Source organism: Acinetobacter sp. WCHAc010052 (genome assembly GCF_002165295.2).
GTDB classification, from domain to species: domain Bacteria; phylum Pseudomonadota; class Gammaproteobacteria; order Pseudomonadales; family Moraxellaceae; genus Acinetobacter; species Acinetobacter chinensis.
This window is the reverse complement of the sequence record NZ_CP032143.1, coordinates 2,158,077-2,180,861: the sequence shown is the minus strand read 5'-3', so window position 1 is coordinate 2,180,861 and position 22,785 is coordinate 2,158,077. Positions and strand designations below refer to the sequence as shown.

General features: G+C 39.9%; 16 protein-coding genes. 6 read left to right on the top strand and 10 right to left on the bottom strand.

The features are described 5' to 3' along the window. Window positions 1-1,352: 1,352 nt before the first annotated feature. From CDG61_RS10890 to CDG61_RS10875, 4 genes are all read left to right on the top strand, one after another. Window positions 1,353-2,240, top strand: a complete 888-nt coding sequence (locus CDG61_RS10890; RefSeq protein WP_087551670.1) for a helix-turn-helix transcriptional regulator — start codon at window positions 1,353-1,355, stop codon at window positions 2,238-2,240. 101 nt (window positions 2,241-2,341) lie between these two features. Next, window positions 2,342-4,756 carry a dynamin family protein gene (locus CDG61_RS10885; protein ID WP_171405602.1) on the top strand — a complete coding sequence of 805 codons (2,415 nt, stop codon included), beginning with the start codon at window positions 2,342-2,344 and terminating at the stop codon, window positions 4,754-4,756. Window positions 4,757-4,783: 27 nt separating this feature from the next. Next, window positions 4,784-5,665: a diguanylate cyclase regulator RdcB family protein gene (locus CDG61_RS10880; protein ID WP_087551668.1), complete on the top strand. Its 882-nt coding sequence runs from the start codon at window positions 4,784-4,786 to the stop codon at window positions 5,663-5,665. Further along, window positions 5,665-6,768 carry a patatin-like phospholipase family protein gene (locus tag CDG61_RS10875; RefSeq protein ID WP_087551667.1) on the top strand — a complete coding sequence of 368 codons (1,104 nt, stop codon included), beginning with the start codon at window positions 5,665-5,667 and terminating at the stop codon, window positions 6,766-6,768. The genes CDG61_RS10880 and CDG61_RS10875 overlap by 1 nt, the downstream gene beginning before the upstream one ends. Before the next feature lie 91 nt (window positions 6,769-6,859). On the opposite strand, the gene CDG61_RS10870 is transcribed toward CDG61_RS10875, so the two are convergent. Next, the gene (locus tag CDG61_RS10870) at window positions 6,860-7,447 is read right to left on the bottom strand and encodes a DUF805 domain-containing protein (protein WP_087551666.1); all 588 of its coding nucleotides are present in this window, start codon (window positions 7,445-7,447) and stop codon (window positions 6,860-6,862) included. Window positions 7,448-7,689: 242 nt separating this feature from the next. On the opposite strand from CDG61_RS10870, the gene CDG61_RS10865 reads away from it, so the two are divergent. Continuing rightward, a protein-coding gene (locus CDG61_RS10865; protein WP_223155595.1) for an IS3-like element ISAba14 family transposase occupies window positions 7,690-8,822 on the top strand; the annotation gives its coding sequence in 2 pieces (ribosomal slippage) (window positions 7,690-7,942 and window positions 7,942-8,822; 1,134 coding nt in all). A 167-nt stretch (window positions 8,823-8,989) separates the two neighbouring features. On the opposite strand, the gene CDG61_RS10860 is transcribed toward CDG61_RS10865, so the two are convergent. Further along, window positions 8,990-10,195 carry a GGDEF domain-containing protein gene (locus tag CDG61_RS10860; protein WP_087550880.1) on the bottom strand — a complete coding sequence of 402 codons (1,206 nt, stop codon included), beginning with the start codon at window positions 10,193-10,195 and terminating at the stop codon, window positions 8,990-8,992. Window positions 10,196-10,485: 290 nt separating this feature from the next. Between CDG61_RS10860 and CDG61_RS10855 the strand changes: the two genes are divergently transcribed. Next, a complete protein-coding gene (locus CDG61_RS10855; RefSeq protein WP_087550881.1) occupies window positions 10,486-11,238 on the top strand; it encodes a TenA family transcriptional regulator in 753 nt (250 codons plus the stop codon). 66 nt (window positions 11,239-11,304) lie between these two features. Here CDG61_RS10855 and CDG61_RS10850 read toward each other — a convergent pair whose 3' ends face one another. From CDG61_RS10850 to CDG61_RS10815, 8 genes are all read right to left on the bottom strand, one after another. Next, window positions 11,305-13,311, bottom strand: coding sequence for a lipase family alpha/beta hydrolase (locus CDG61_RS10850; protein ID WP_416240687.1), 2,007 nt, complete (start codon window positions 13,309-13,311; stop codon window positions 11,305-11,307). A 120-nt stretch (window positions 13,312-13,431) separates the two neighbouring features. Next, entirely contained in the window at window positions 13,432-14,349 is a 918-nt protein-coding gene (locus CDG61_RS10845; protein WP_087550883.1) for an ABUW_2363 family tetratricopeptide repeat lipoprotein, read from the bottom strand. 111 nt (window positions 14,350-14,460) lie between these two features. After that, entirely contained in the window at window positions 14,461-15,270 is an 810-nt protein-coding gene (gene cysE / locus CDG61_RS10840; RefSeq protein WP_087550884.1) for a serine O-acetyltransferase, read from the bottom strand. Further along, window positions 15,263-16,120, bottom strand: a complete 858-nt coding sequence (locus tag CDG61_RS10835; RefSeq protein ID WP_087550885.1) for an RNA methyltransferase — start codon at window positions 16,118-16,120, stop codon at window positions 15,263-15,265. The genes cysE and CDG61_RS10835 overlap by 8 nt, the downstream gene beginning before the upstream one ends. Window positions 16,121-16,151: 31 nt before the next feature. Continuing rightward, window positions 16,152-19,724, bottom strand: coding sequence for a DNA polymerase III subunit alpha (dnaE, locus tag CDG61_RS10830; protein ID WP_087550886.1), 3,573 nt, complete (start codon window positions 19,722-19,724; stop codon window positions 16,152-16,154). Between the two features lie 254 nt (window positions 19,725-19,978). Next, a complete protein-coding gene (locus tag CDG61_RS10825; RefSeq protein ID WP_087550887.1) occupies window positions 19,979-20,674 on the bottom strand; it encodes a methionine ABC transporter permease in 696 nt (231 codons plus the stop codon). Next, entirely contained in the window at window positions 20,671-21,696 is a 1,026-nt protein-coding gene (locus CDG61_RS10820) for a methionine ABC transporter ATP-binding protein (protein ID WP_087550888.1), read from the bottom strand. The genes CDG61_RS10825 and CDG61_RS10820 overlap by 4 nt, the downstream gene beginning before the upstream one ends. A gap of 70 nt (window positions 21,697-21,766) precedes the next feature. Continuing rightward, complete coding sequence (locus tag CDG61_RS10815) at window positions 21,767-22,642, bottom strand: MetQ/NlpA family ABC transporter substrate-binding protein (RefSeq protein WP_087550889.1); 876 nt, start codon at window positions 22,640-22,642, stop codon at window positions 21,767-21,769. Between the last annotated feature and the right edge of the window lie 143 nt (window positions 22,643-22,785).

Here is a 22,785-nt window from a genome sequence, read left to right as displayed (position 1 = left end):
CCATATTTGGATAAATCTGATTCAATTCAGGATAAAAGTATACATTTTAGTGTACTTTTTTCTGTGTCAGAATTGAAGCAAAAGCGTATGAGCGTTATTCGTAGGCTCTTAGATATATCATTCTAAAAAAATCAATGCGTATTCACAAAAAGGGTTGCTGATATTAATGGGGGAATAAATAACAAGGGGATATAATGATATATGTTGAAAAATTAGGCGACTTCGATTTGAGAGGTTCTAGGCAACTAACTTATAAAATCTTTTGTCATTTGATTTGGTGTTTTAAAATCCAATCCTTTTTGAATTCACTGATAATTATAAAATGGCTCAATGTATGTTATAATATTTATATTTTTTCCTATTTTTATAATTGCAATGATGAACTAATTTTTTTTGAGTATATTCCAAAAAATCTCAATGGTTATATTGTCGTAATAGTCAATTTTTATTCATTGAATCTTGAAAGCTATTTTTTCAATCATATTACAATATTTATGGCCGTAATATTGACTGCCTCTGTCTAAGTAATTAGACTTTTTGGGGATTTTAATTCGGAATAGTCATACTTAATGTATTACAGACAGGTTGTGCGACCATATATTCAGTCAGGCTATAGCTCAGAATCTGTTCTTGTATAAATATCTTTCAACACGGTTAAGTATAATCATCCCTCAGATTGTCTGGATGTAGGTATTCCAAGTTATCTTGCTGTTTCTGAAACATTACTCTTATTGGCTTCAATCGCTTTTATAGCTTCTGCTATAAACAGTGTCGTGTAAATTTTTTGTTTTTTTCTCATGGTAAAATTCTGATGAGTATTTATATTTTTTCAAGTTAAAGTCTCCATTTTTATCAGCACCTATTAAACTATTCTGTTGGTCTAGAGCCTTATTTTTTGTTTCATTCTAAAAAAGGGACACAACCTGTCCTTGTGGAGTATTAGGATAGGTGGGAGTTAGTTATGAGAAAGAGAATCTGAAAGTGAGTATTTAAGAATCAGGTCGATACCCGCATGGGAATCAATTCCAGGAGCAGTGTAATATAAAAACTCAACGACGTTCGCTTTATTCTACTTTTGCAACAAATAAGTTTAGTCGTACCATATGTGTGGCAAGACTTTGAATGGTGAAATTCTGTGGCTTACATTGGTTTTTAAGCTGATCCATAAGGCAAACATTCTTTCTGTATTGATACTTCTTGTCATTAGGTATATTTATGATATATTTCTCGTTTTTCAAAAAAAGAAGTGAATTTTTTAAATAATTCAAGCAAATGGGTGAAATGTATACACAACCTGTCACTTGATGAATGAATAATGATTGCAACGTAATAAATGAAAGCCGCAGGTTGTTATGGAAAAAGCTACAAACAAAAAAAATGAGACTTTAGCCAATCGTTTGATAGATATTTTAACGAGGTTGAATTCTGGGGAAAAACTGGCTGTAAAGATGCTGGCAGAAATATACAGTGTCCATTCCAAGACAATTCGACGCGATCTGATACGATTGGAAAGTTGTCAATTACCAATTCATCATGAGGGACGATATTTCTATTTAGATCCAATGTATTTAGGTAGGTTAAAACTTAAAGATATACAAACCTTTGCTCGAATTTCAGGGATTCAACATCTATATCCTAATCTTGATATGTCGTTTATCCGTGAGTTGCTGGATAACCGTGTTTATGATGCCAAGGGATACTTTGTTGAAGATGCTTCACAATTTGAGACTTTGTTTGAGGTCTTTGGGCGAGCTATTCGCCAGCATCAACAAATTGGCTTTTTATATAAAGGTGAGCCTCGTGTAGTCGAGCCTTATAAACTCGTCCATCATCATGGCTGTTGGTATTTGGCAGCAGTGCGTAAGAATGTACTTCGTGCCTATCGTTTAAGTCGGATTAAATTATCGACCCACCCTCATGAATTATTTGGGTTTGCGCCTAACCAAGAGATTATTAAGCAACTTGAAGATGAAGAGAGTATCTGGTTTGGGCAGGAAAAGTTTGAGGTTATTTTAACTGTTCATACTGATGTAGCATTGCATTTTAAACAGCGTTCTCTATTACCTGAGCAAAATATTATAAAATCCTTGAATGATGGTGGGCTTATTATATCCAGTCGGATTGCGCATCACACCCAACTTTTGCCTTTAGTCCGTTATTGGATTCCGCACATCAAAATTGTGAGTCCTGAACATTTACAGGATGAGATGGAAAATGAATTACGAGATTATTTAAATTGAATATTATCCAATGATTAATGTCACAAAACTTATTGATTGAATAATATTCAATGATTGGGTTGAAAAATTTAAATTTTATATCCTTAATCGGGGGAACAGTAATGAATCGTGCAAAAATAGATATTTTACAGGAAGAGGCTTTAGCTATCGTTGAACTTGAAAAAGTTCTTTTGAAGCAAATGCTGGATACAGGACTACTTGAGCAGGCAGATCAAAAGGCAGAAAAAACTTTAGATCAGGATTCTGCATTGAAATATATTGAAGTGTTAGATGGTGAAGCACATAAGCTACAACAACTGGAAATGGTTTTGGCTGTGGTTGGTACAATGAAAGCAGGTAAATCAACCACGATTAATGCTATTGTTGGAACTGAGATTCTGCCGAATCGTAATGCACCTATGACTGCAATTCCAACGCTTATCCGTCATACCAAAGGTCAAAAGCAACCCAAACTGATTTTTACTGAACAAGCTCAAGCACCATTAAATCAACTCATTAAAAATTTGGATAAAAATATTAAGGCTAATGCTAAAGCTGTACAAAAATTAAAAAACGATGAGGATTTATATCCATTGATTGAACGTATTCAACGAAAAGAAAAAATCATTAATCAAGCCGAAGGTGCAGAAGAAATTTTTGAATTTTTAAAATCTATAAATGATTTGGTGCGGATTGCTCCAGAGTTTAATTTAGAGTTCCCATTTGATAAATATAAAGAGGTTGATCAATTACCAATTATTGATATTGAGTTTAGCCATTTAAAAGAGGTAGATGATAAAAAAGGTCGTTTAATCCTGTTGGATACCCCAGGACCAAATGAAGCAGGACAAGCTGATCGCTTACTCAATATGTTAGAAGATCAGCTAAAAAAAGCATCAGCTGTTATCGCAGTTGTGGATTATACGCAATTTAAATCAAAAGCTGAAAAAGAAGTCATCGAACAATTGGTTAAAATTGCAGAAACTGCAAAAGATCGAATTTATGCTTTAGTCAATAAGTTTGATAATAACGATAGAAATGGATTAGATGAGAATGCTGTTAAAAAATTGGTTGAAAATTTGACGGAGAAATTAATAGAACAAAATCGAGTTTACCCTGTTTCAGCTCGATATGGCTATTTAGCAAATTGTGCAAAACATGAACTTTTAGAAGATGGTTCTCTACCTTCTAGTGAAAAGTTCCCTTGGGTAGAGGATTTTTATGATGAAGCAGGGTTACGCCGAGAGTCTAAACGTACTCCTGAAAACATTGCTGATGCAATTGAAGATTTGTGGTCAGATTCTAAATTTAGTGAACCATTAGAGGGAATTATTAAAACTGCTCATGATAATGCAGCTATTATTACTGTGGAATCGGCTGTAGATAAATTATCTGATCTTGCAGATAAAATTAATAATGTTCTTGAACTACGTGGACAAGGGTTAGATGCTGATCCTCAAAAACTGAATAAATTGATTAAAGATTTAGATCATAGTCTTAACCAAATTAAAAATGCAGAAAGAGAGGCAGAAGCCTCTTTAAAGAAAGATAGGGATGACTTTGCCAAAGGCTTAAATACTATTTTAAATAATAAATTTTCCGAGATACAAGGAAAATTAGATAAAGAAGTATTAAATGCCAATATGATTGTGGATGGCTTAAAAGCAGATGAACAGAAACCAGTCAAAAGGGATTCTGGTTTGGGAAAGTTACTATTCGGCATGGTAAAAAGCGTAACAGACGAAGTAAGAAGAAATGTAAAAATAGAAAAAAATAGTGAAGTGATTAACTTTGGTGATCATAAAGAGCAAGCACTTGAGTTTGTGAAAGGTATTGCAAATTTAATTGATGTTGAAAGTAAAAACATGAATGCAGATATTGAAAAGCAATTAAAAACATTGCTTGATAAATTTGAAGATAACTTTCAACATAATATCATTGTAAAAGCAAATGATGAGTTAAAGAAACTTGCAAGTCACTTACAGGAAAGTGGATTTAAAGGGCTTAATTTTAACTTGCCTCCTCGTAAAAATCTTGCCTTAAATTTATCACCAGCTCGGTTGATGAATAATGCTTTAATTGAAAGTGAAGCAACAAAAACAGGGTTACGACAAAAAACAGGAATGTTTTCAGGTGTTAGTCGTTGGTTTGGTAGTAAGCTAAATAATGATTGGGGATATGAGGAATATGATTATAAAGTTAAAGAATATAAAATTGACATGAAAGTCATTAAAACTGAGGTCAGTCAAAACTTTGTGAATAATAAAACTGCCTTGAATCAGTCGATTAATAAGGACATCAATATTCCTCTGCAAAATACATCGAGCCAATTTTTTGCTGCTTTTAGCGAAACAGTTAAACATTTAAGTGGCGACATTGAGCAGAGTAAAAAAGATAAAGAAAAAAGTAAGTTGGAGCAAGATCAACTAAGAGCAAAAATTGAGGGTGTTCAGCAACCTACGAAAAATGTATTGGAGCGATTGGAAGAGCTAAAAAAAGGCTGTGAGGCAGAATATAAGCAAAAGGCTGTGATTTAAATCACAGCCTTTAAGAGGATTGCTGAAATGAAAGAAGTATCACAACTATTGCCATGTTTGGCAGATAAATTTGTCATTGAAATTGCAAATAGTATCCAAGTTTCGCAAGATCATGTCAGAGTTCAATCGACTAGATTAGGTAAGGTTGCTCGCCTAGTGGATAGTTTTACAGGTGTTGGGGCAAAACGTCAGCAACAAATTAATCAGAATTTAACCACTGGTTTAGACGCTGCTTTTGAATGGTTGAATAGTTTAACCAAAGAACTAACATTAGGTTTTTCAGCGATTCAACTTGCTAATCAAAAAATTACTGAGGTTCAGGATGCCGTAACGGATTTAGCAGGATTTAGTATAGAGACTCGATATTTATTAGAAGAGTTATCTGTAAATCTGCATGGTCGTTGTGACAGATTAGATCAACGAGTATCTTTGCTTGAAGCAGAGAATAAAGCAGAAAGACAAATTACCTTGTTATTTAAACAATGGGAAGCACATGAGTTTGATCAGGTATCTCCACTATTAAGACTTTATACGATCTTAGAGCGACTCTATTGGGGAGATTTTGGTGAATATTATCAAAAATATCATCTCAAAAATGAAGCAAAGAAATCCATTCAGGATTTAAAACAGCGTATTCGTTTAGAAGCAATACAATGTTTGCAAAAGGATATGAGCATAGGGAAAAATGACTTTTTACACCCATTACAATGGGCTAAACAAAGTATTGAATTTAACTCTGATTTAAAAGAAACATATGCTTATATGGGGGATTGGACTGATATAGATAAAATGCCATTAAATTATTTTGCTTCACAGCAGCCTGAACAGCTTTCCTTATATTTACCTCGTATTTTAACGGCTGAAAAACTAGCCAGCCATTCATTAAACGAAATGTTTGGGGTGAGATAATGGAAAAATTAATTAAAACAGGTTTAGTCCTATCAGGTGGTGGTGCAAAAGGCGCTTATCATGTGGGTGTTGTAAAGGCACTTGCAGAGTATGGTATCCAAGCTGATGCAATTGCAGGGGCGAGTATAGGTGCATTAAATGGTTCTTTATTAGCAGCCAGTCATTCCATGCAACAAGGATATGAGCATTTAAATAGAGTATGGCAAACTTTAAGCCAGCAATCACCACTTAAATTTCAGTCCAAAAATTTATTTGTACCTTCATATCTAGTACTGTTGGCAAGTTTTGGTTTACGTTTAAATGTGACAAATGTTTTGCCTTATATTGCTTATCGCAGTGTAAAGGGTTTATTAAAACAGTTTGATATTTATCCTGAATTTTTGAAAAGCCTTGAAGAAAAGTTGGGTGGTAAAGATAGTGTATTGGATAATTCACCACTTACAGCGCTGATTGATGAGTATCTCAACTGGCAGGATTTACAACGTGGAACGCCATTATATGTTTCTGTTTATAAAAGTAATGGTGGGCTGATTGATCTTGTGGGGTGTATTGCTGCAATGCTGGATATAAAAGATACACTCCCATCAGAGTTCTTTTGCTTACAGCAGTTTTCAGAGCAGGATTGGAAAAATGCGTTAATGGCTTCGGCTGCTTTACCATTACTCTATGAAAGCCAGAAAGTAGGTGATCATTTTTATACAGATGGTGGACAGGGTGGGTGGAAAACAGTACAAGGTAATACACCGATTACACCATTAGTTGAGGCAGGTTGTAATTTAGTGATTGTTAGTCATTTATCTGATGGCTCTTTATGGGATAGGCATAATTTTCCTGATACAGCTGTGGTGGAAATTCGCCCACAAAAAGAGATTAGTCGAGATGGAGTAAAAGATTTATTAGCGTTTGATGCTAGTCGGATCAATGAATGGATTGAACAAGGTTATACTGATACAGTTGCATGTATTGGTAAAATTAAAGAGGCTTTGGATAATAGCAATTATTTAAGGACTACAATGCAAGAACAGCAGCAAGCTGAAAAAACGATGTTAAGTAGTTCTGAACGGATGCAGGAAATGATGGCGAAAATTAGAAGAAAAAATTAATTTGCTATTACAATATGCTACAAAATAAAATTCTCCTCAATAGTTCTTATTAAGGAGAATTTTTTAATTTCTGATATTCGTTACTGAGCAATTATTTAGGTGAATTACCATAAAGATTTGGTTCAGGCTCTCCTTCTTTAGCGAACCAGATAATTAACAGGATAATCCCAATCAATGGAATACAGCTGATCAGTAACCACCAACCTGAGCGACCTGTATCATGTAAACGGCGTATAGATACAGCCAAGTCAGGGATAAGTGTTGCCAGAATAAAAAAACCTGTAAAAATAACTTCTGTACCTAATATTGCGTCAATAATGGTTGTTGCAATAACCAATAAAAATACGGTTAAACGGAAGAACCAATACTCCTTACGCCTAGCTCGACCACTTAAATTGGCATAATTTTTTAAACATTTCAGAAACCAATCAAAAAGATTATAGTTTTCTTCTGATTTTTCTGTGCTAAGGGTATTTGAAGAAGTAGGGCTATTGGTTAAAGCCTTATAAATAGCAACAGCTTGGTTTAAATTGTTAAGATCAAAATCTACTTTCATACCACGTTGCGGTACGGTAGATTCTTTCCACTCGCTCCCTGCAAAGTGATAGCGAGTGGAATCATCCCCTGAAATTACCCCAGTATTGGTTTGAACTGAAAAATCTAAAATAGTGCCTTTCATATATAGCTCCAATTGAACAAGTTAGTTTTCTTGTTTTGTGAGGCTATATTGCAATATAGGGGAGACAGGTTGTGTCCTTTATTGAAAATAGATAAAAATCTTATGAAAATACTTATACTCAATACCGCCCCATCAAAAAGTGAATAAATAGTTCAGAGATGGATCCGTAAATTTGAACAACTCCTATAAGTGATATTCTGCTCCTCAAATGATGTTATAAACATCAATATATGGAGTATTTTATGGCACGTAGACCAAGAAGAAATCATTCAAATGATTTTAAAGCTAAGGTAGCACTTGCTGCGATTAAAGCAGAAAAAACACTTGCTGAATTGAGTGCTGAGTTTGATGTTCATCAAAACCAAATTATTGACTGGAAAAATCAATTGATCTCAGCTTCCTCGCAAGCTTTCGATCAATCAAAAGCTCCAACAGAACCACCCATCGATCTAAAAAAACTACATGCAAAAATCGGTGAGCAGGCATTAGAAATTGATTTTTTAGAAGGTGTGTTGAAGAAACTGGGCCGCTTCAACCACAAAAGTTAATCGACGACTCACTTCAGATTTCAGTATCTAAGCAAGCTAAGCTGCTGAAAGTCTCCCGTGGTTGTTATTACTATCGCCCAAAACCTGTGAGTGCATCAGATCTGAAGCTGATGCGATGTATTGATGAATTACATATGCAATATCCTTTTGCAGGCAGTCGTATGATGCGTGATTTGTTGAATCGTCAAGGACATCATATAGGACGACGTCATACACGTACTTTAATGAAGAAAATGGGTATTCAGGCGTTATATTGCAAACCAAATTTAAGCCAGGCTAATCAAGCTCACCGTAAATATCCATATCTGCTCAAAGGATTGGCTATTCAGCGCAGTAATCAAGTGTGGTCTACGGATATAACGTATATCCCTATGGCAAAAGGCTTTGTTTATTTATGTGCTGTGATTGATTGGCATAGCCGCAAGGTACTTGCGCATAGAGTATCGATTAGTATGGAGGTGGATTTTTGTATTTCGGCTTTAAATGAAGCGATTGAAAAATATGGTCGACCTGAAATATTTAATACAGACCAAGGCAGCCAGTTTACCAGTGATGCATTTATTGATGTATTGAAATCAAATGGCATTCAAATCAGTATGGATGGTAAAGGTCGATGGGTAGATAATGTGATGGTTGAACGATTATGGCGGAGCGTTAAATATGAAGAGGTGTATCTCAAAGCTTATAGCAGTGTCACAGATGCGAAAAAGCAATTAAGTGCATATTTTGAGTTTTATAATTTGAAACGACCTCATTCGAGTCTAGACAAAATGACACCAAATGAGTTTTACTATGATCAGCTACCCCAACAAAACAAGGTGGCTTAACTAGAGCGGAATATCACTTATAAATACGCTTTTAGTTGTTCAAACAAGTGGGACCACCTCTGTTCTAAGTGTAAGATGTACTTTATAAGTACATCTTACAGCTAGCTTTACAGATTATTTATGTGTATTTAATGAATTTTGATTCACCTGAACTCAGGTGTTGGGTTTCATGATGCGATTTTATAGCGGTTGCGTCCTTGACTTTTTGCTTCATATAAAGTCTGGTCAGCTTTGTTGATAAACTCAGTCAGTTGATCGTTCATCTGAGGAACAATCGTGACTATTCCCAGACTGATGGTAACCTGACTGGAAATACTACTGGAGGGGTGAGGAATCTCAAGATCTACTATCCGCTGTATCAGCAGATCAGCTATCCGTTTAGCTTCAAATGTTGAGGTCATAGGGAATACCAGCATAAATTCTTCACCGCCATACCGCGCTGCACATTCTTTACTGCGTGAAGCAATGGAACTCAGAACAGTGGCAATCTGCTGCAGGCATCGGTCACCTGCGACATGTCCGAGTGAGTCGTTATAATTTTTAAAATAATCAATATCAATCATCATGACGGTCAGGGGTTTTTTAAAACGGACCGCCCATCGCCATTCTTTATCCAGTACGGCGTTCAGATAACGCCGGTTTGCCAGACCTGTTAATGGATCCTGATGTGACAGCAGTTCAAGTAACTCAGCCTGTTGAGTCATTTCCTGCTGATTCAGAGCAATAATACAGTTTTGTAGATAATTTTCACGGTGCTGACGGTCTATGGCATAGGCAAGTGACATACCCAGAATACTGCTGAAGGTATAAGTACGGTTCAGTGCGGTCCAGTCAATATCAAAATGCAGCCATAAAGTAACAACAATGGCAATCAGACCACCGACCCATCCAGCAATAAATGCCGTATAAAAACGCATGCCGACAAAGCCGTAAATAATCACAACGGCATACATCATGGCAGCATGGAGCAGGGCATCGTTACTTTCTTTACCAATAATAGGAATAATAATAAATGAAATGGCGACCGCACCAATAGAACCCAGGCAGGTATACAGGTCAAAGTAAGGGTTGAATGTTTTAAAAAAAGATAGAACCCATGCACCGAGAATAATGATGCCAACCCATCCGTAGTATGAAAACCATTGTTTAGTGATTTCACCATCAGGTAAAACCTGAAAAATACCGTAACTGAGAAAAGCGTAAAGAAAGAAGATGATCGGGCCACGGAAACGGAACTCGTATGCTGCTTCATTTTTATACTGTTGCCTATAGGTAGGTTCAAGCGCAGGCGAAAAATGGACGTAATTTAATCCCTTTGCTATCAGTGCATTCAACTGCGTCCTGTCTAAAAGCTTTGAACCTTCCAGTTTCATATTGGCTCACATTTTTATCATATTCAAAAGTTACTTATAGTTCTGATAATCTGTCAGCTGGTATTTTAAAGCGTTTATTGGACAGTTATCTTTACATACTATTACATATAAATTTAAGGATAAACAAGTCACTATATGAAAAAAAACTGACAATCAAAGGTACTGTGAAAAGCTGACAGTTTTTTCGTCAAACATAGCTGACTGGATATAGTTGAATCAGAAATCATCCTGTATAGTGGTTTGTTGTAATAATTGATAAAACTAAAATAAAAATTTAAAGGGATTGATATATGACTACTGCATTGCGTCATTATGGCACTGAACTGGACATAACACCTCATACAGAATGGTCGCAGAAATTCTGGGATGATCTTGTACCATTCAAAAACAGAATCAGTGAGCATCCCTTTTTCAGGGATATGGCATCTGGTGAACTGAAACTTGAATGTTTCCGATATGCGCTTCTGAATTTTTATCCGCTCGTTGCTCATTTTCCTTCCTACATGGCACTGGCTTTATCCAGAGCTACTGATTTTGCCTCGCCAGGGGTGACGGAAACCCGTGACTGGCTGATCCAGAACATTAAAGTTGAAGAAAGGCATCTGACCTGGTACAGAGACTGGGCAGGTGGTTTTGGACTTTCTGTAGAACAGCTGGATGCTGTTCAACCTCCAGCGGCAATGAATGCAGTGAATCATTTTCTGTGGCATACGGGATTAAAAGCGACATTGCCAGAATGCCTGGCGGCGACCAATTTAGCCATAGAATGGGCAACCGGTGATTGGAGCAAGCAGGTTTATGCAGGGGTGAAAAGTTATATGTCACACCCTGAGGTGAATATTAATAAACGCTCGCTGGCATGGTTAAGGGCGCATGCACATTATGATGACCTGCATCCTTATGAAGCGATAGAGCTGATTAAAAGAATGTGTAATCACAGCCCTGAACTGCAGACGAAAGCATTTCATGCAGCACGTGAGGGGCTTGCTTATTATGAACTCGCACTGGATGACTGTTATAAATTACAGGCTCAACAGGGATAAATATTCAATAAAAAACCGAAGTCTGACTTCGGTTTTTTATGGCGCTGTAAATGCTGTCTTTAGCCTTTACTCTTTGTACAGACCTTGCTGAACCAGGTGCAGTTTTAAAATACGGCGCAGTTCAAGCACAGCTTCGGGTGTTTCCTGAATGGAGTGTCCACCTTTAATGATTTTTTCAGAAACTGCCTGATCCAGATGCGCACTTTTATAGGGGACAATGCCATCGGTCATAATATCAGGATCAGTACTGTTGGTAATGTTACCCATAATGGAGTGATAGGTCATACCTTTATACGGCATGATATCGGCTGTGAGTTCCATAAATTTGGACGCATGACTTAAATCGCTTGGTCCATTCTGAATCAGACCATGATCAATCTGTTGTACCAGTTCTTTTAAATCAAGGTTCTGATTCTGTAAGGTATCTCCAATTGCAGAGAGAAATGCACCAGGCAGACGGATGATTTTTCGGGCAGCTCGGGTAAACCAGCGGTCAGCATATTCAGTACCGCGGTGTGGAGCTGATACAAATATTGCACGGCTGAAGTTTGGAATATCCTTCATAACCATCCGCTGCGTCACAATAGGCAGCTTTCGATAACGGTTCAACTGTCTGTTGTTCATTAAGTTCATTGCTTTATCGGTTACATCAGCATCACTGACCAGCAGTCTTGAAATAATGCCGCCCATACTGTGACCAATCAGTACGGCATCTTTTTTTGCAGATTCAGCGTTGTTCAGCTGACCGAATGCCTGTGTCAGGACAGAATAGATCTGAAAACGGCTTTCAATAATTGGCATATTGGTGGAATAGAAAACCTGCCACACCTGATAATGTTCCCGCAGTGCTTTGTCACCCATAATATCGTTGGTCAGCCTGATCCAGGCTTCTGGGCTGCTCGCAAGACCATGAACCAGTACGATCACTTTTTTATCAGGATTATAGGGCTCGAGCATATAGAGGTGCGGCATGGTCAGCCTGTCATCACGGTCTATCAGGCTTAAGTACGCATATTTCCCAAGATTGGTTTCAGCCAGCCATAATCCATAAGGTGTGGAAAAGTTGGCAGCAAGAGGATAGCTTTTTCCTGAAATGCTGATCTGTTCAAATTTATAAGGATCGTATACTTTAATTTCAAATTCGGGGTTATTTAAAATTTCATCCACTGTAGATGCCCGGGCAGGCTCTGCAGTCAGTGTTGTTGCCAGATACTGTGCCTGATGAATATTGGGGTTGAGTCCACCAGGATATCTGTGATTCAAAGGGTCAATAATATACTGAGCTTTTTCATGTTGTTGTGCTGTACTGTGGGGAAGTACGACTACAAATTCTGAGCCAAAACCATCCCGACGGTTAATGGAGCGTAAACCTGAAAAGTTCAGGTTGTAACTCGAAATCATTTGCTCAATTTTTTTGCCCTGTAACTGCGGGTATTTGCTGAAGTCTATTTTATATTTACTGTTTCCTATGACGATGGTGTCAGCGACTTCAGTCGGTTTATAGCGGGAGGTATAAGTGGAAACCAGTTTGGCAATCGCCAGATTATAAAAATCCCGAATCTGTACCTGTCTGTTATCAAAAATACGATCCTGAGGAGCACGCTGGGTTTTAAACATATAGGCATAACTGTACCGGATGCTTTTATCCAGCATGGTCAAAGATTGATCCAGACAATCGTTATAGAGTTGCTGCTGTATCTGCTGTTTTTCAGCAGACTGATGTTTCGTGAGTATGCTGATTTTGCAGTTGGAAGATTTTTCAAGCAGCAGTGCTTTTGACAGATAAAGCTCACTGGCAGTTGAAAGCAGCTGTTCATCCTGAATCTGTCGGATTTCTTTTAATGATGAAACACATTCATCCGGTTTTTCAGAACAGCTTTTGGCTTCTCTGCCTGTCATGGAGAGGACATTGAGACTGGCTTCACTGAGTTTATCCCGAGTCAGGATACTTTCACGTTCATTGCTGATCGTGACATTGATTGCCTGATTTTTAACACTGACCACCTGACATCCTGTCAGTACGGAAACGTAAAGTATGCTTAGGCATATAATTTTATTCATGTTATTTGGCATATATAAATTATATTTCCGGAATTTATCCAATTTTAATCAAGCATACGGTAAAAATAGTAATTTTCAATTCTCACAGGCTAAAAAAGACCGTACTGGACGGTCTTTTTTTTGATTCAGGTTTTATTTTGCTTTAGGTGGGTTCAGTACCTGCCAGACATTCCAGCGACCCTGTTTTTCAATTTCAGTAATCAGACGGTCTGCAACTTCAGCTTCCTGAGGATATTTGATTTTATAGTTTTTCAGTACCTGAATGGCGTTCTTTTTCTGTTCCATTGCAATGTAGTTGTTGGCAGCTGAAAGGTAAGCTTCCTGCACACCTGCTTTCATTGCTTTGTCCAGATAAGGAATTGCTTCACGCTGACCACCACCTTCAGATAAACCAAAACCGAACCAGAAGTTTGCTTCAGCATCTTCTTTATTGATTTTCAGAATACGCTGAGCATAGTTCAGAGACTTGGTGGTATAGACAGAACCTAAATCCAGGTTACGTGCCATTACACTGGCTTTAAATGCACGGACTAAGACATCAAATGAAGCATTGTCTTTAGATGCCAGAGTGTCCAGCTGCTGAGTAACTTCTTTGAGTTTTGCTTCAAAACCCTTACGTTCCTGACGTTCAGTAAAACGTGGTGGATAATGACGTGCTTTACCTTCTACAAGCTGAAGAAAATCATCGATTTCTGTAATATCAATTTCATTTTCACCTGCAAGTGCAGCAAATTTCAGTGAGCGTTCTTTGCTGTTCACAGTTGGAATGATCAGGCGGTTGACATCCAGCGTCAGTGTTTTTGAAGGATCATCTGATTTGCTCACCACCATTTTGGTGACAGGCTGAGCTGCCGCTTTCTGAAGGTTGATTTCAAATAGAGGTGGAGCATCGTAATTAAATGGATTTAAAGCATAAAATGGTGGAGTAATATCTGGTTCAGTAAAAACGATTGGATCTTTTTTTGTGTTATTGGGTTTGATCGGTGCAGAGCTACATGCAGACAGTAATGTCGCAGCAACTACAGCAAATGCCAGTGGCTTAAGTGTCATAGTGTGTTCATCCGTTTCATTTTTTTAAAAAAGTTTTAAAACCTGTCCGTCAGTCTAAAAAAAGTCTGACGAACATGCAAGACAGGGCTTGTTACTTATTTGAGGTTTTGTTCAGGCTTTAGACTGCTGACTCTGGGCTTCGCATTCACGGCGGACATCTTCAATGATTTTAAGCTCTTCCTGGCTGAAAGGCTGTTCATTCTGCTGCTGTACTTTAAATGTAGGGTCAAGCAGCGATAAACGCTGGCATAACGTATTCATACGTTTTTCATTATGTTGAATACGATCCAGTAACACTCGCATACCCTCAAGCATTGGATCAGACTGGTCCTGCGTTGCGGCATAAGGCTGGAAGCCAATACTTTCTGCATAATCGCGGCGACGTGTTTCCACATCATCCTTCGGTTTATCTTTGGAAATAAAGCGTGCTGGATTGCCAACTGCGGTGGTGTCAGCAGGAACGGCTTTGGTAACAACCGCATTGGAGCCGACTTTTGCATTTTTACCCACAGTGAACGGCCCCAGGATTTTTGCACCTGCGCCTACAACCACACCATCTTCAAGGGTCGGATGACGTTTGCCGGTGTTCCATGTCGTGCCGCCCAGTGTAACGCCGTGATAAAGCGTTACATCATCGCCGATTTCAGCGGTTTCCCCAATGACCACACCCATACCATGATCAATAAAAAAACGGCGTCCAATTTTTGCACCAGGATGAATCTCAATACCGGTTGCGAAGCGACTGAAAGATGAAAGCAGACGGGCAGAGCCTTTACATTCTTTTTTCCATAGTTCATGTGCTACCCGATGCATCATTAAGGCATGAATACCTGGATAGGTCGTCAGTACTTCCAGGGTATTTCTTGCCGCAGGATCACGGGCAAATACAGCCTGTATATCTTCCTTGAGCTGTTTAAGCATCTGGCTGATTCTCCTTATCTGCTGATTTTTTAGTGGACTGTTTCCAGGTTCCGTTATTCATAGCCTGAACTCTGCTGAATATGCCCCGAAGTAAATGATATTCCATTTTGTCCAGCTGGATACGACCAAAAAGACGACGTAAGCGTAATGGTAACAGTCTTGGATTTTGTGGGTCCATAAATTCGATGTCAGCGAGCATTTTTTCAATGTGCGGATAAAACTGTTCCATCTGTGCATGCGTCACCAGAGGTTCATCCCAGTGCATGGATTCCTGTTCAGTCACATGCATGGTTGCTTCAGGATCTTCAATTTTATCAATAAAATTTAAAGCCGCCATTCGCATTTCATAACAAATCACCTGGATCGCCTGAGCGACATTCAGCACACCATAGTCTGAATTGACAGGAATAGTGACATGATAGTTTGCCATAGCCAGTTCTTCATTGGTCAGACCGCGGTCTTCACGACCAAAAATAATCGCAATTTCCTGTTTGTCCTGTACCACCGCCTGGAGGGATTTTTCAGCGGCAGGACGTGCATCCAGCAGTGGCCATGGAATCGTCCGACTTCGCGCACTGGTGCCAAACACCAGGTGGCAGTCTTTAATGGCTTCTTCAAGGGTTGGTACAATTTCTATCTGTTCAATCAGATCTGCTGCGCCAGCTGCCAGCGCATCAATATCCGGATGCGGATACGTTTTAGGTTCAACTAGCACCAGTTTACTTAAGCCCATGGTTTTCATTGCACGCAGAGCACTACCGATGTTGGCAGGCAGGGTGGTATTGACCATAACGATGCGCACATGGGAGAGATGTGCTGAGACAGCAGCATTGTCAAATTGATGACTCATAATGTATCTACTCATTATTTTAAACAGGTTATCAGGAGTACTGAGAAACTTCTTCAGTCTGATAAAGATCCATTGCCTCATCCATACTCATATCTGATGGAGGAGGGGGAATATAGGCAGGTCTGCTTTGCTGATGATCTGCAGCTTTTGCTGCTTTGGATTTGACCTGATATTCAACATGCAGAGATTCCTTACCGAAATAATCCCGAAGTTTAATCAGTAAGTCATCGAGTGGTGCTACATTCCATTGAACACCCATATGTAACTGGGCTGATGCATAGGGATAATCCAGCTGTAAAATCACAGGAATATGTGTACACATATCGACATTGCAGAAGGGCTGCAAAATAGGCTGGAGTTCCTTACGCAGTGATCTGGAAACAGTTTCATGATTCAGTTTAATCTGAATGTTGCAGGCACGTTTCTGACGGATTTCATTCAGGCTGAATGCTTTGGTCAGACGTCCCATAGGACGGTCAAAGCCTTCACGCTCATAAATCTCACCTTCAATCACTACGACTTTTTCATTCTGCAGAATGTCTTTGAAGCGCTGGAAGCGTTCGTGATTGGCTGAAACCTCAATACGGGCTGTGCCATCATCCAGGGTGATCATCATCCGGTTCGGGAAGTTTGCAACGTCCACCACCAGTCCTGCAAAGACAGTCGTCACACCACGTCGGGTCGGTGTCAGTTCATTGATACGGCATGGAATGAAAGATTTGAGTTCAGGGCGGTATACATCAATTGGATGTCCTGTCAGATATAAACCCAGGGTATCTTTTTCGCCTTTCAGACGGACTTCATCTGACCATGGTTTGACTGGTTTTGCAGGCTTCCGCTGAACTTCTTCAACTTCACCAAACAGATCCATGATTCCGGTTTCACGGTTGGAACGTGCCTGGTCAGCAGCCTGAACAGCTTCTGGGAGCTGCAGCATCAGACTCGAACGTTCAATACCCAGACAGTCGAGCGCACCTGCACGGATCAGGGCTTCAAGTGTACGTTTGTTGATTTTTTTCAGATCGACCCGATGACAGAAGTCGAACAGATCTTTAAATGGACCATCATGCAGACGTGAGTCAATCACAGACTGCATTGCCTGTTCACCCACACCTTTGATGGCGCCGAGTCCATAGATAATGGTCTGAGCATCGCTGGCATGGAACTGGTAGAACGACATATTGACTGAAGGGGGAAGCACTTCCAGACCATTGATCCGGCAGTCATCAATCAGAAATACAATATTGTCAGTATTCTGCATTTCCGAAGACATGACCGCAGCCATAAACTCTGAAGGGTAATGCGCTTTTAACCAGGCAGTCTGATAGGCAACCAGTGCATAAGCTGCCGCATGTGATTTGTTAAAACCATAACCTGCGAATTTTTCCATATAGTCGAAAATATGGTTCGCTGTTTTTGCATCAATATCTTTGAGCGCCGCACCTTCAATAAAGGTTGCACGCTGTTTCTCCATTTCCTCGACTTTCTTTTTACCCATGGCACGACGGAGTAAGTCCGCGCCACCCAGTGTATAGCCTGCACAGAACTGTGCTGCCTGCATCACCTGTTCCTGATAAACCATAATCCCATAGGTCGGTTCGAGCACACCTTCAAGCAGTGGGTGCAGATATTCAAACTCGCCGCCATGCATACGGTGAATAAAGTCAGGAATCAGATCCATTGGACCTGGTCGGTATAAAGATACGAATGCAATAATTTCTTCGAATTTACTTGGTTTAGCTTCCTTCAGCATTTTTTTCATGCCGACGGATTCAAACTGGAACACCGCTGTGGTATTTGCTTCAGCAAAGACTAAGTAGGCATCAACATCATCCAAAGGAATATGCGCAATATCCAAAGGCTGATCGGCTTGAATCCGTTTGTTGATGTTCTGTACAGCATCTTCAATCACGGTTAAGTTACGCAGACCCAGGAAGTCGAATTTAACCAGACCGGCTGCTTCAACATCGTCTTTATCGAACTGTGCAACACGTGCAGTACCATCGGCTTCACACATGACCGCAGAATAGTCAGTAATTTTGGTCGGTGCGATTACCACACCACCAGCGTGTTTACCTGTATTTCGGGTGATCCCTTCAAGTTTGAGTGCCATTTCCCAGATTTCAGAAGCATCATCATTATCTGGGTTGGAAGGATTGGTCACAATGTCTTTGAGTTGTGGCTCAGCTTCAATGGATTCCTCTAAGGTTAAGCCTAAAGGCTTGGTCGGAATCATTTTTGAAATACGGTCAGCCAGACCATAAGATTTACCTAAAACCCGCGCAACGTCACGAATTGCACCTTTTGCCGCCATGGTTCCGAATGTTGCAATCTGTGAGACAGCATCCCGACCATAGTGACGTGCAACGTAGTCAATGACCTTATCACGACCTGCAATACAGAAATCGACGTCGAAATCGGGCATCGAAACACGTTCAGGGTTTAAGAAACGTTCGAAAAGTAAGTCATAACGTAAGGGATCAAGGTCTGTAATTTTCAGACTGTATGCCACCAGTGAGCCTGCACCTGAACCACGACCTGGTCCAACCGGAACCCCATTGTTTTTAGACCAGCCAATGAAGTCCATAACGATCAGGAAGTAGCCTGGGAAGCCCATTTTATTAATGATGTTAATTTCATAGGCCAGACGTTCGTCATAAGGCTTACGGATTTCAGCCCAGTCTTCATCACGTTTTTCAGGTGGATACAGAAAATTTAAACGTTCTTCCAGACCTTCTTCGGAAATATGCGCAAAGAAGGTATCAATGGTATGACCTTCAGGAATTGGATAATCAGGTAAATCGTTGAAGCCCAGTCGGAGTGCTACATTACAACGTTTGGCAATATTGACGGTATTTTCTATAGCACTTGGAATATCTGAAAACAGCTCGATCATTTCTTCGGCTGTTTTGAAATACTGCTCTGTACTATAGGTTTTTGGACGGCGGCTGTCATTCAGTACATAACCATCAGCAATACAGACACGGGCTTCATGCGCTTCGTAGTCCTCGCGCGTGAGGAAGTGCACATCGTTATGGGCAACCACACCGATATTGTATTTTGCTGCCAGTTTCACCGCTTCCTGAATAAAGTCTTCTTCAAACGGGCGCTCTGTACGGGTTAAAGCCAGATAAACCCGATTGCCAAACTTATGAATCCATTCTTCAAGTAAGGGTTCAGCTTTCTGAGGATTGGCAGAGCACAGCATTTTGCCGACATCGCTGTGCATACCGAGCAGTACAATGATGTCATCTGACTGTTCCAGTATCCAGTCTTTCTGAATACATGGAATGGAAAGCTGCTGCCCTTCAATATAACCACGGGAAACGATTTCCGTCAGACTGCGCCAGCCTTTATTGGTCATGGCAAGCAGGGTTGCCCTGTGCTCAGCATCATTCAGGCGGATGGTACTTCCGAAAATGGGTTTAATCCCGTTACCCATGCATTTTTTATAGAACTTGACTGCAGCATGAAGGTTTGACAGGTCTGTAATCGCCAGAGCCGGCATGGATTGACTGGAGGCAGTTTTAATTAATTCAGGCACACGTACGATTGATTCCGTAATCGAAAACTCTGTATGAATACCAAGATGTACAAACTGCATAAATCAATCCTTGCAAAAACTGCTGAACATTTTAGCACGCAAAAAAGATCTGCATACGTGATTATTTAAGCACTTGGGGAAAGTGGCATAATTCTGAACTTAAAATGCAGATATAAAGTCCTAAAGTGTTGTGTTTACAGCGGGCTTAGACAGTTGCGGGATAGCTCGACTTCCCTATAGTCAAAAGAAAATGACTGTGTAAATAAAAATGCCTCCAGGAACTGAAGGCATTTGAACTGATCATGAGGTTTTGCTTATCTGATTTTAGACAACCAGTCACCGAGACTCTGCACCAGTTGAACCAGGATCAGCAGAACTATAACTGTCAGAATGACAACACTGGTATCAAAGCGTTGATAACCATAAGAAATAGCAAGATCACCAATACCGCCTGCACCAACAGCACCTGCCATTGCAGTTGCCCCGATCAGGCTGATGGTTGCAGTGGTCAGATTTAAAATCAGTGAGCTGCGTGCTTCTGGAATAATAAATTTAAAAATGATCTGTAACGGCGATGCACCCATTGCCTGAGCAGACTCAACAATCCCTGCATTCACTTCAAGCAGGGAAGTCTCGATCAGACGACCAATATAGGGTCCTACATAAATCGTTAATGGCACAATGGCTGCCCATGTCCCAATAGATGTACCCACCAGAAACTTAGTCAGAGGAATCGCAGCGATCAGAAGAATAATGAACGGCAGTGAACGCAGAGCATTTACAATCGGGTTCAGTAAATGATAAACAGCTCGGTTGGGCATAATGCCTTCAGGGCGGGTCACCAGTAAAATGACTGCTTGAATGAATCCCCAGAGTGTACCGAACAGCATGGCAAAAAATACCATGTGAAAGGTTTCCTGCAGAGCTGTAACAAACTGATCGATTGAAAGCGGGCTGTGCCAGTAAGGAGCTGTGATTTCAGTCAGCCATTGAACAAACAGATCTCTCATGCGCTGACTCCTGGCTGTTCAACTTTGACGCCATTCTGTTCAAAGAACGCAATGGTCTGTTTAATAATTTCGGGATCGCCTAAAAGCTGAATGAACATTTGCCCAATTACAGAACCATTAATTTCAGTCATATTGGCAAATAAAATATTCAGGCTGATATCAAACTGTTTGATGGCAGCCTGAACCACGGTTTCCTGTGCTGAAGTTCCAAGAAACTGCAGGCTGTAAATACTTTTATGGTTCTGATTTTCAAGATTATTCAGGATACTGACCGGCAGCTGCTGCTGTAATACAGTCTGAATAAAATTTTTGGTCGTTGGATGCTGCGGCTGACTGAAAATATCCAGGGTAGTTCCTGTTTCAATCACTTTACCTTGCTCCATGACAGCCACATAGTCACAGACAGATTCAATCACATCCATTTCATGAGTTACCATGACAATGGTAATCCCTTGCTCTTTATTGATCTTTTTCAATAATTCCAGAACAGACTTGGTCGTCTGTGGATCAAGAGCAGAGGTTGCTTCATCACAAAGCAGAATTTTAGGATGATTCGCCAGTGCTCGGGCAATACCGACACGCTGTTTTTGTCCACCAGACAGTTCATCAGGATAAGCATCTTTCTTGTGCTTCAGGTCAATGAACTCAAGCAACTCATCCAGGCGTTTTTCACGTTCAGCCCTAGCCACACCCAGCAGTTTCAGTGGCATTTCAATATTTGCCGCAACCGTTTTAGTCTGCAACAGGTTGAAATGCTGGAAAATCATACCGATTCCTGCACGCTCCTGACGTAATGAACGTGCATTCAGCGCAGTAAAATCCTGCTGATTAATGATTACCTGACCGGAGTTTGGGCGTTCAAGCAGATTAATCAGGCGGATTAAGGTACTTTTACCGGCACCACTATAACCAATAATGCCAAAAATACTGCCGGCTGGAATCGTTAGATTAATATTATCCAGTGCGCGCAGGGTCTGACCTTTCAGCTCATAGTGTTTTGAAATGTCTTTAAATTCAATCATATCGTCAAAAACTGTACAAAAATGAAAAAACAGGCAAAGTTACTTTGCCTGTTTTGTTTAAGAAATTATATTACTGTTTTGATTCTGTCAGATAGCTGACAGGTTTATTTACATCCACTTTTGTACCATCAAAGTGCTCCTGAATGTATTTTTCAACAGCAGGAGTATGGTAAAGCGTTCCCAGTTTCTCCAGTACAGGATCATTTTTACGTGAATCAGCAACAGCGACAATGTTGACATTCATCTTGGTCGACTGGTCAATCGGCTCATGATAGATAGAGTCACGGATCACGTTCAGACCACCTTCCATTGCAAGCACATTACCCAGAACAATGGCATCCACTTCATCTTTAGCACGAACAGCAGTCGCCATCTGAATCGGTTTGATCACAATATTCTTTTTATTTTCAGTAATATCAGCAGGTGTGCCTTTTACATTGTCAAAGTCAGCCTTCAATTTTACCAGACCCGCAGACTGTAATAACAAAAGCGCACGGGATTCGTTTGCACCGTCATTTGGAATCGCAATGGTTGCACCGGTAGCAAAGTCTTCAACTTTTTTCACTTTACTTGAATAGATACCCATTGGCTCAAGATATGTCGTTGCGATTGGTGCAACTTTATCTTTGTTGTTGTCATTGTACGCAACCATGTAAGCGTAGGACTGGAATGCATTTGCATCAATTTCCTTGTTTGCTACAGCAGTATTCATGGATACATAATCAGTAAAGTTTTTAACTTTCAGCTCAATACCAGCCTGTTTTGTTTCAGGCAATGTCGCGATGTAGTTCCAGATATCTGTATCTGAACCACTTGATGCCAGAGTAACTGTAGTCAGTTCACCGGCAGGTGCAGCTGCCTGTTCAGTTTTTGGGGCTTCCTGCTTACCACATGCTGACAGAGTCAGAACAGAGGCACTGAGCAAAACGCTGAATAACTTTTTCATGTATAAGTCCTGAAATGCAAATGCCGGAATGTCTGCATTACATTAAATTTAAAATGGTTCCAGAGTCCTGAAATACAGGCAGTATCTGATGCTCTTGGAATGCAGCAGTACAACGGCTTTCAGGTATTTTTGAAAATTTTACT

Bases quoted from the DNA above. Each gene is read 5' to 3' on its own strand.
- CDG61_RS10890 (WP_087551670.1), top strand. From the start codon at position 1,353: ATGGAAAAAGCTACAAACAAAAAAAATGAGACTTTAGCCAATCGTTTG.
- CDG61_RS10885 (WP_171405602.1), top strand. From the start codon at position 2,342: ATGAATCGTGCAAAAATAGATATTTTACAGGAAGAGGCTTTAGCTATC.
- CDG61_RS10880 (WP_087551668.1), top strand. From the start codon at position 4,784: ATGAAAGAAGTATCACAACTATTGCCATGTTTGGCAGATAAATTTGTC.
- CDG61_RS10875 (WP_087551667.1), top strand. From the start codon at position 5,665: ATGGAAAAATTAATTAAAACAGGTTTAGTCCTATCAGGTGGTGGTGCA.
- CDG61_RS10870 (WP_087551666.1), bottom strand. From the start codon at position 7,447: ATGAAAGGCACTATTTTAGATTTTTCAGTTCAAACCAATACTGGGGTA.
- CDG61_RS10860 (WP_087550880.1), bottom strand. From the start codon at position 10,195: ATGAAACTGGAAGGTTCAAAGCTTTTAGACAGGACGCAGTTGAATGCA.
- CDG61_RS10855 (WP_087550881.1), top strand. From the start codon at position 10,486: ATGACTACTGCATTGCGTCATTATGGCACTGAACTGGACATAACACCT.
- CDG61_RS10850 (WP_416240687.1), bottom strand. From the start codon at position 13,311: ATGCCAAATAACATGAATAAAATTATATGCCTAAGCATACTTTACGTT.
- CDG61_RS10845 (WP_087550883.1), bottom strand. From the start codon at position 14,349: ATGACACTTAAGCCACTGGCATTTGCTGTAGTTGCTGCGACATTACTG.
- cysE (WP_087550884.1), bottom strand. From the start codon at position 15,270: ATGCTTAAACAGCTCAAGGAAGATATACAGGCTGTATTTGCCCGTGAT.
- CDG61_RS10835 (WP_087550885.1), bottom strand. From the start codon at position 16,120: ATGAGTCATCAATTTGACAATGCTGCTGTCTCAGCACATCTCTCCCAT.
- dnaE (WP_087550886.1), bottom strand. From the start codon at position 19,724: ATGCAGTTTGTACATCTTGGTATTCATACAGAGTTTTCGATTACGGAA.
- CDG61_RS10825 (WP_087550887.1), bottom strand. From the start codon at position 20,674: ATGAGAGATCTGTTTGTTCAATGGCTGACTGAAATCACAGCTCCTTAC.
- CDG61_RS10820 (WP_087550888.1), bottom strand. From the start codon at position 21,696: ATGATTGAATTTAAAGACATTTCAAAACACTATGAGCTGAAAGGTCAG.
- CDG61_RS10815 (WP_087550889.1), bottom strand. From the start codon at position 22,642: ATGAAAAAGTTATTCAGCGTTTTGCTCAGTGCCTCTGTTCTGACTCTG.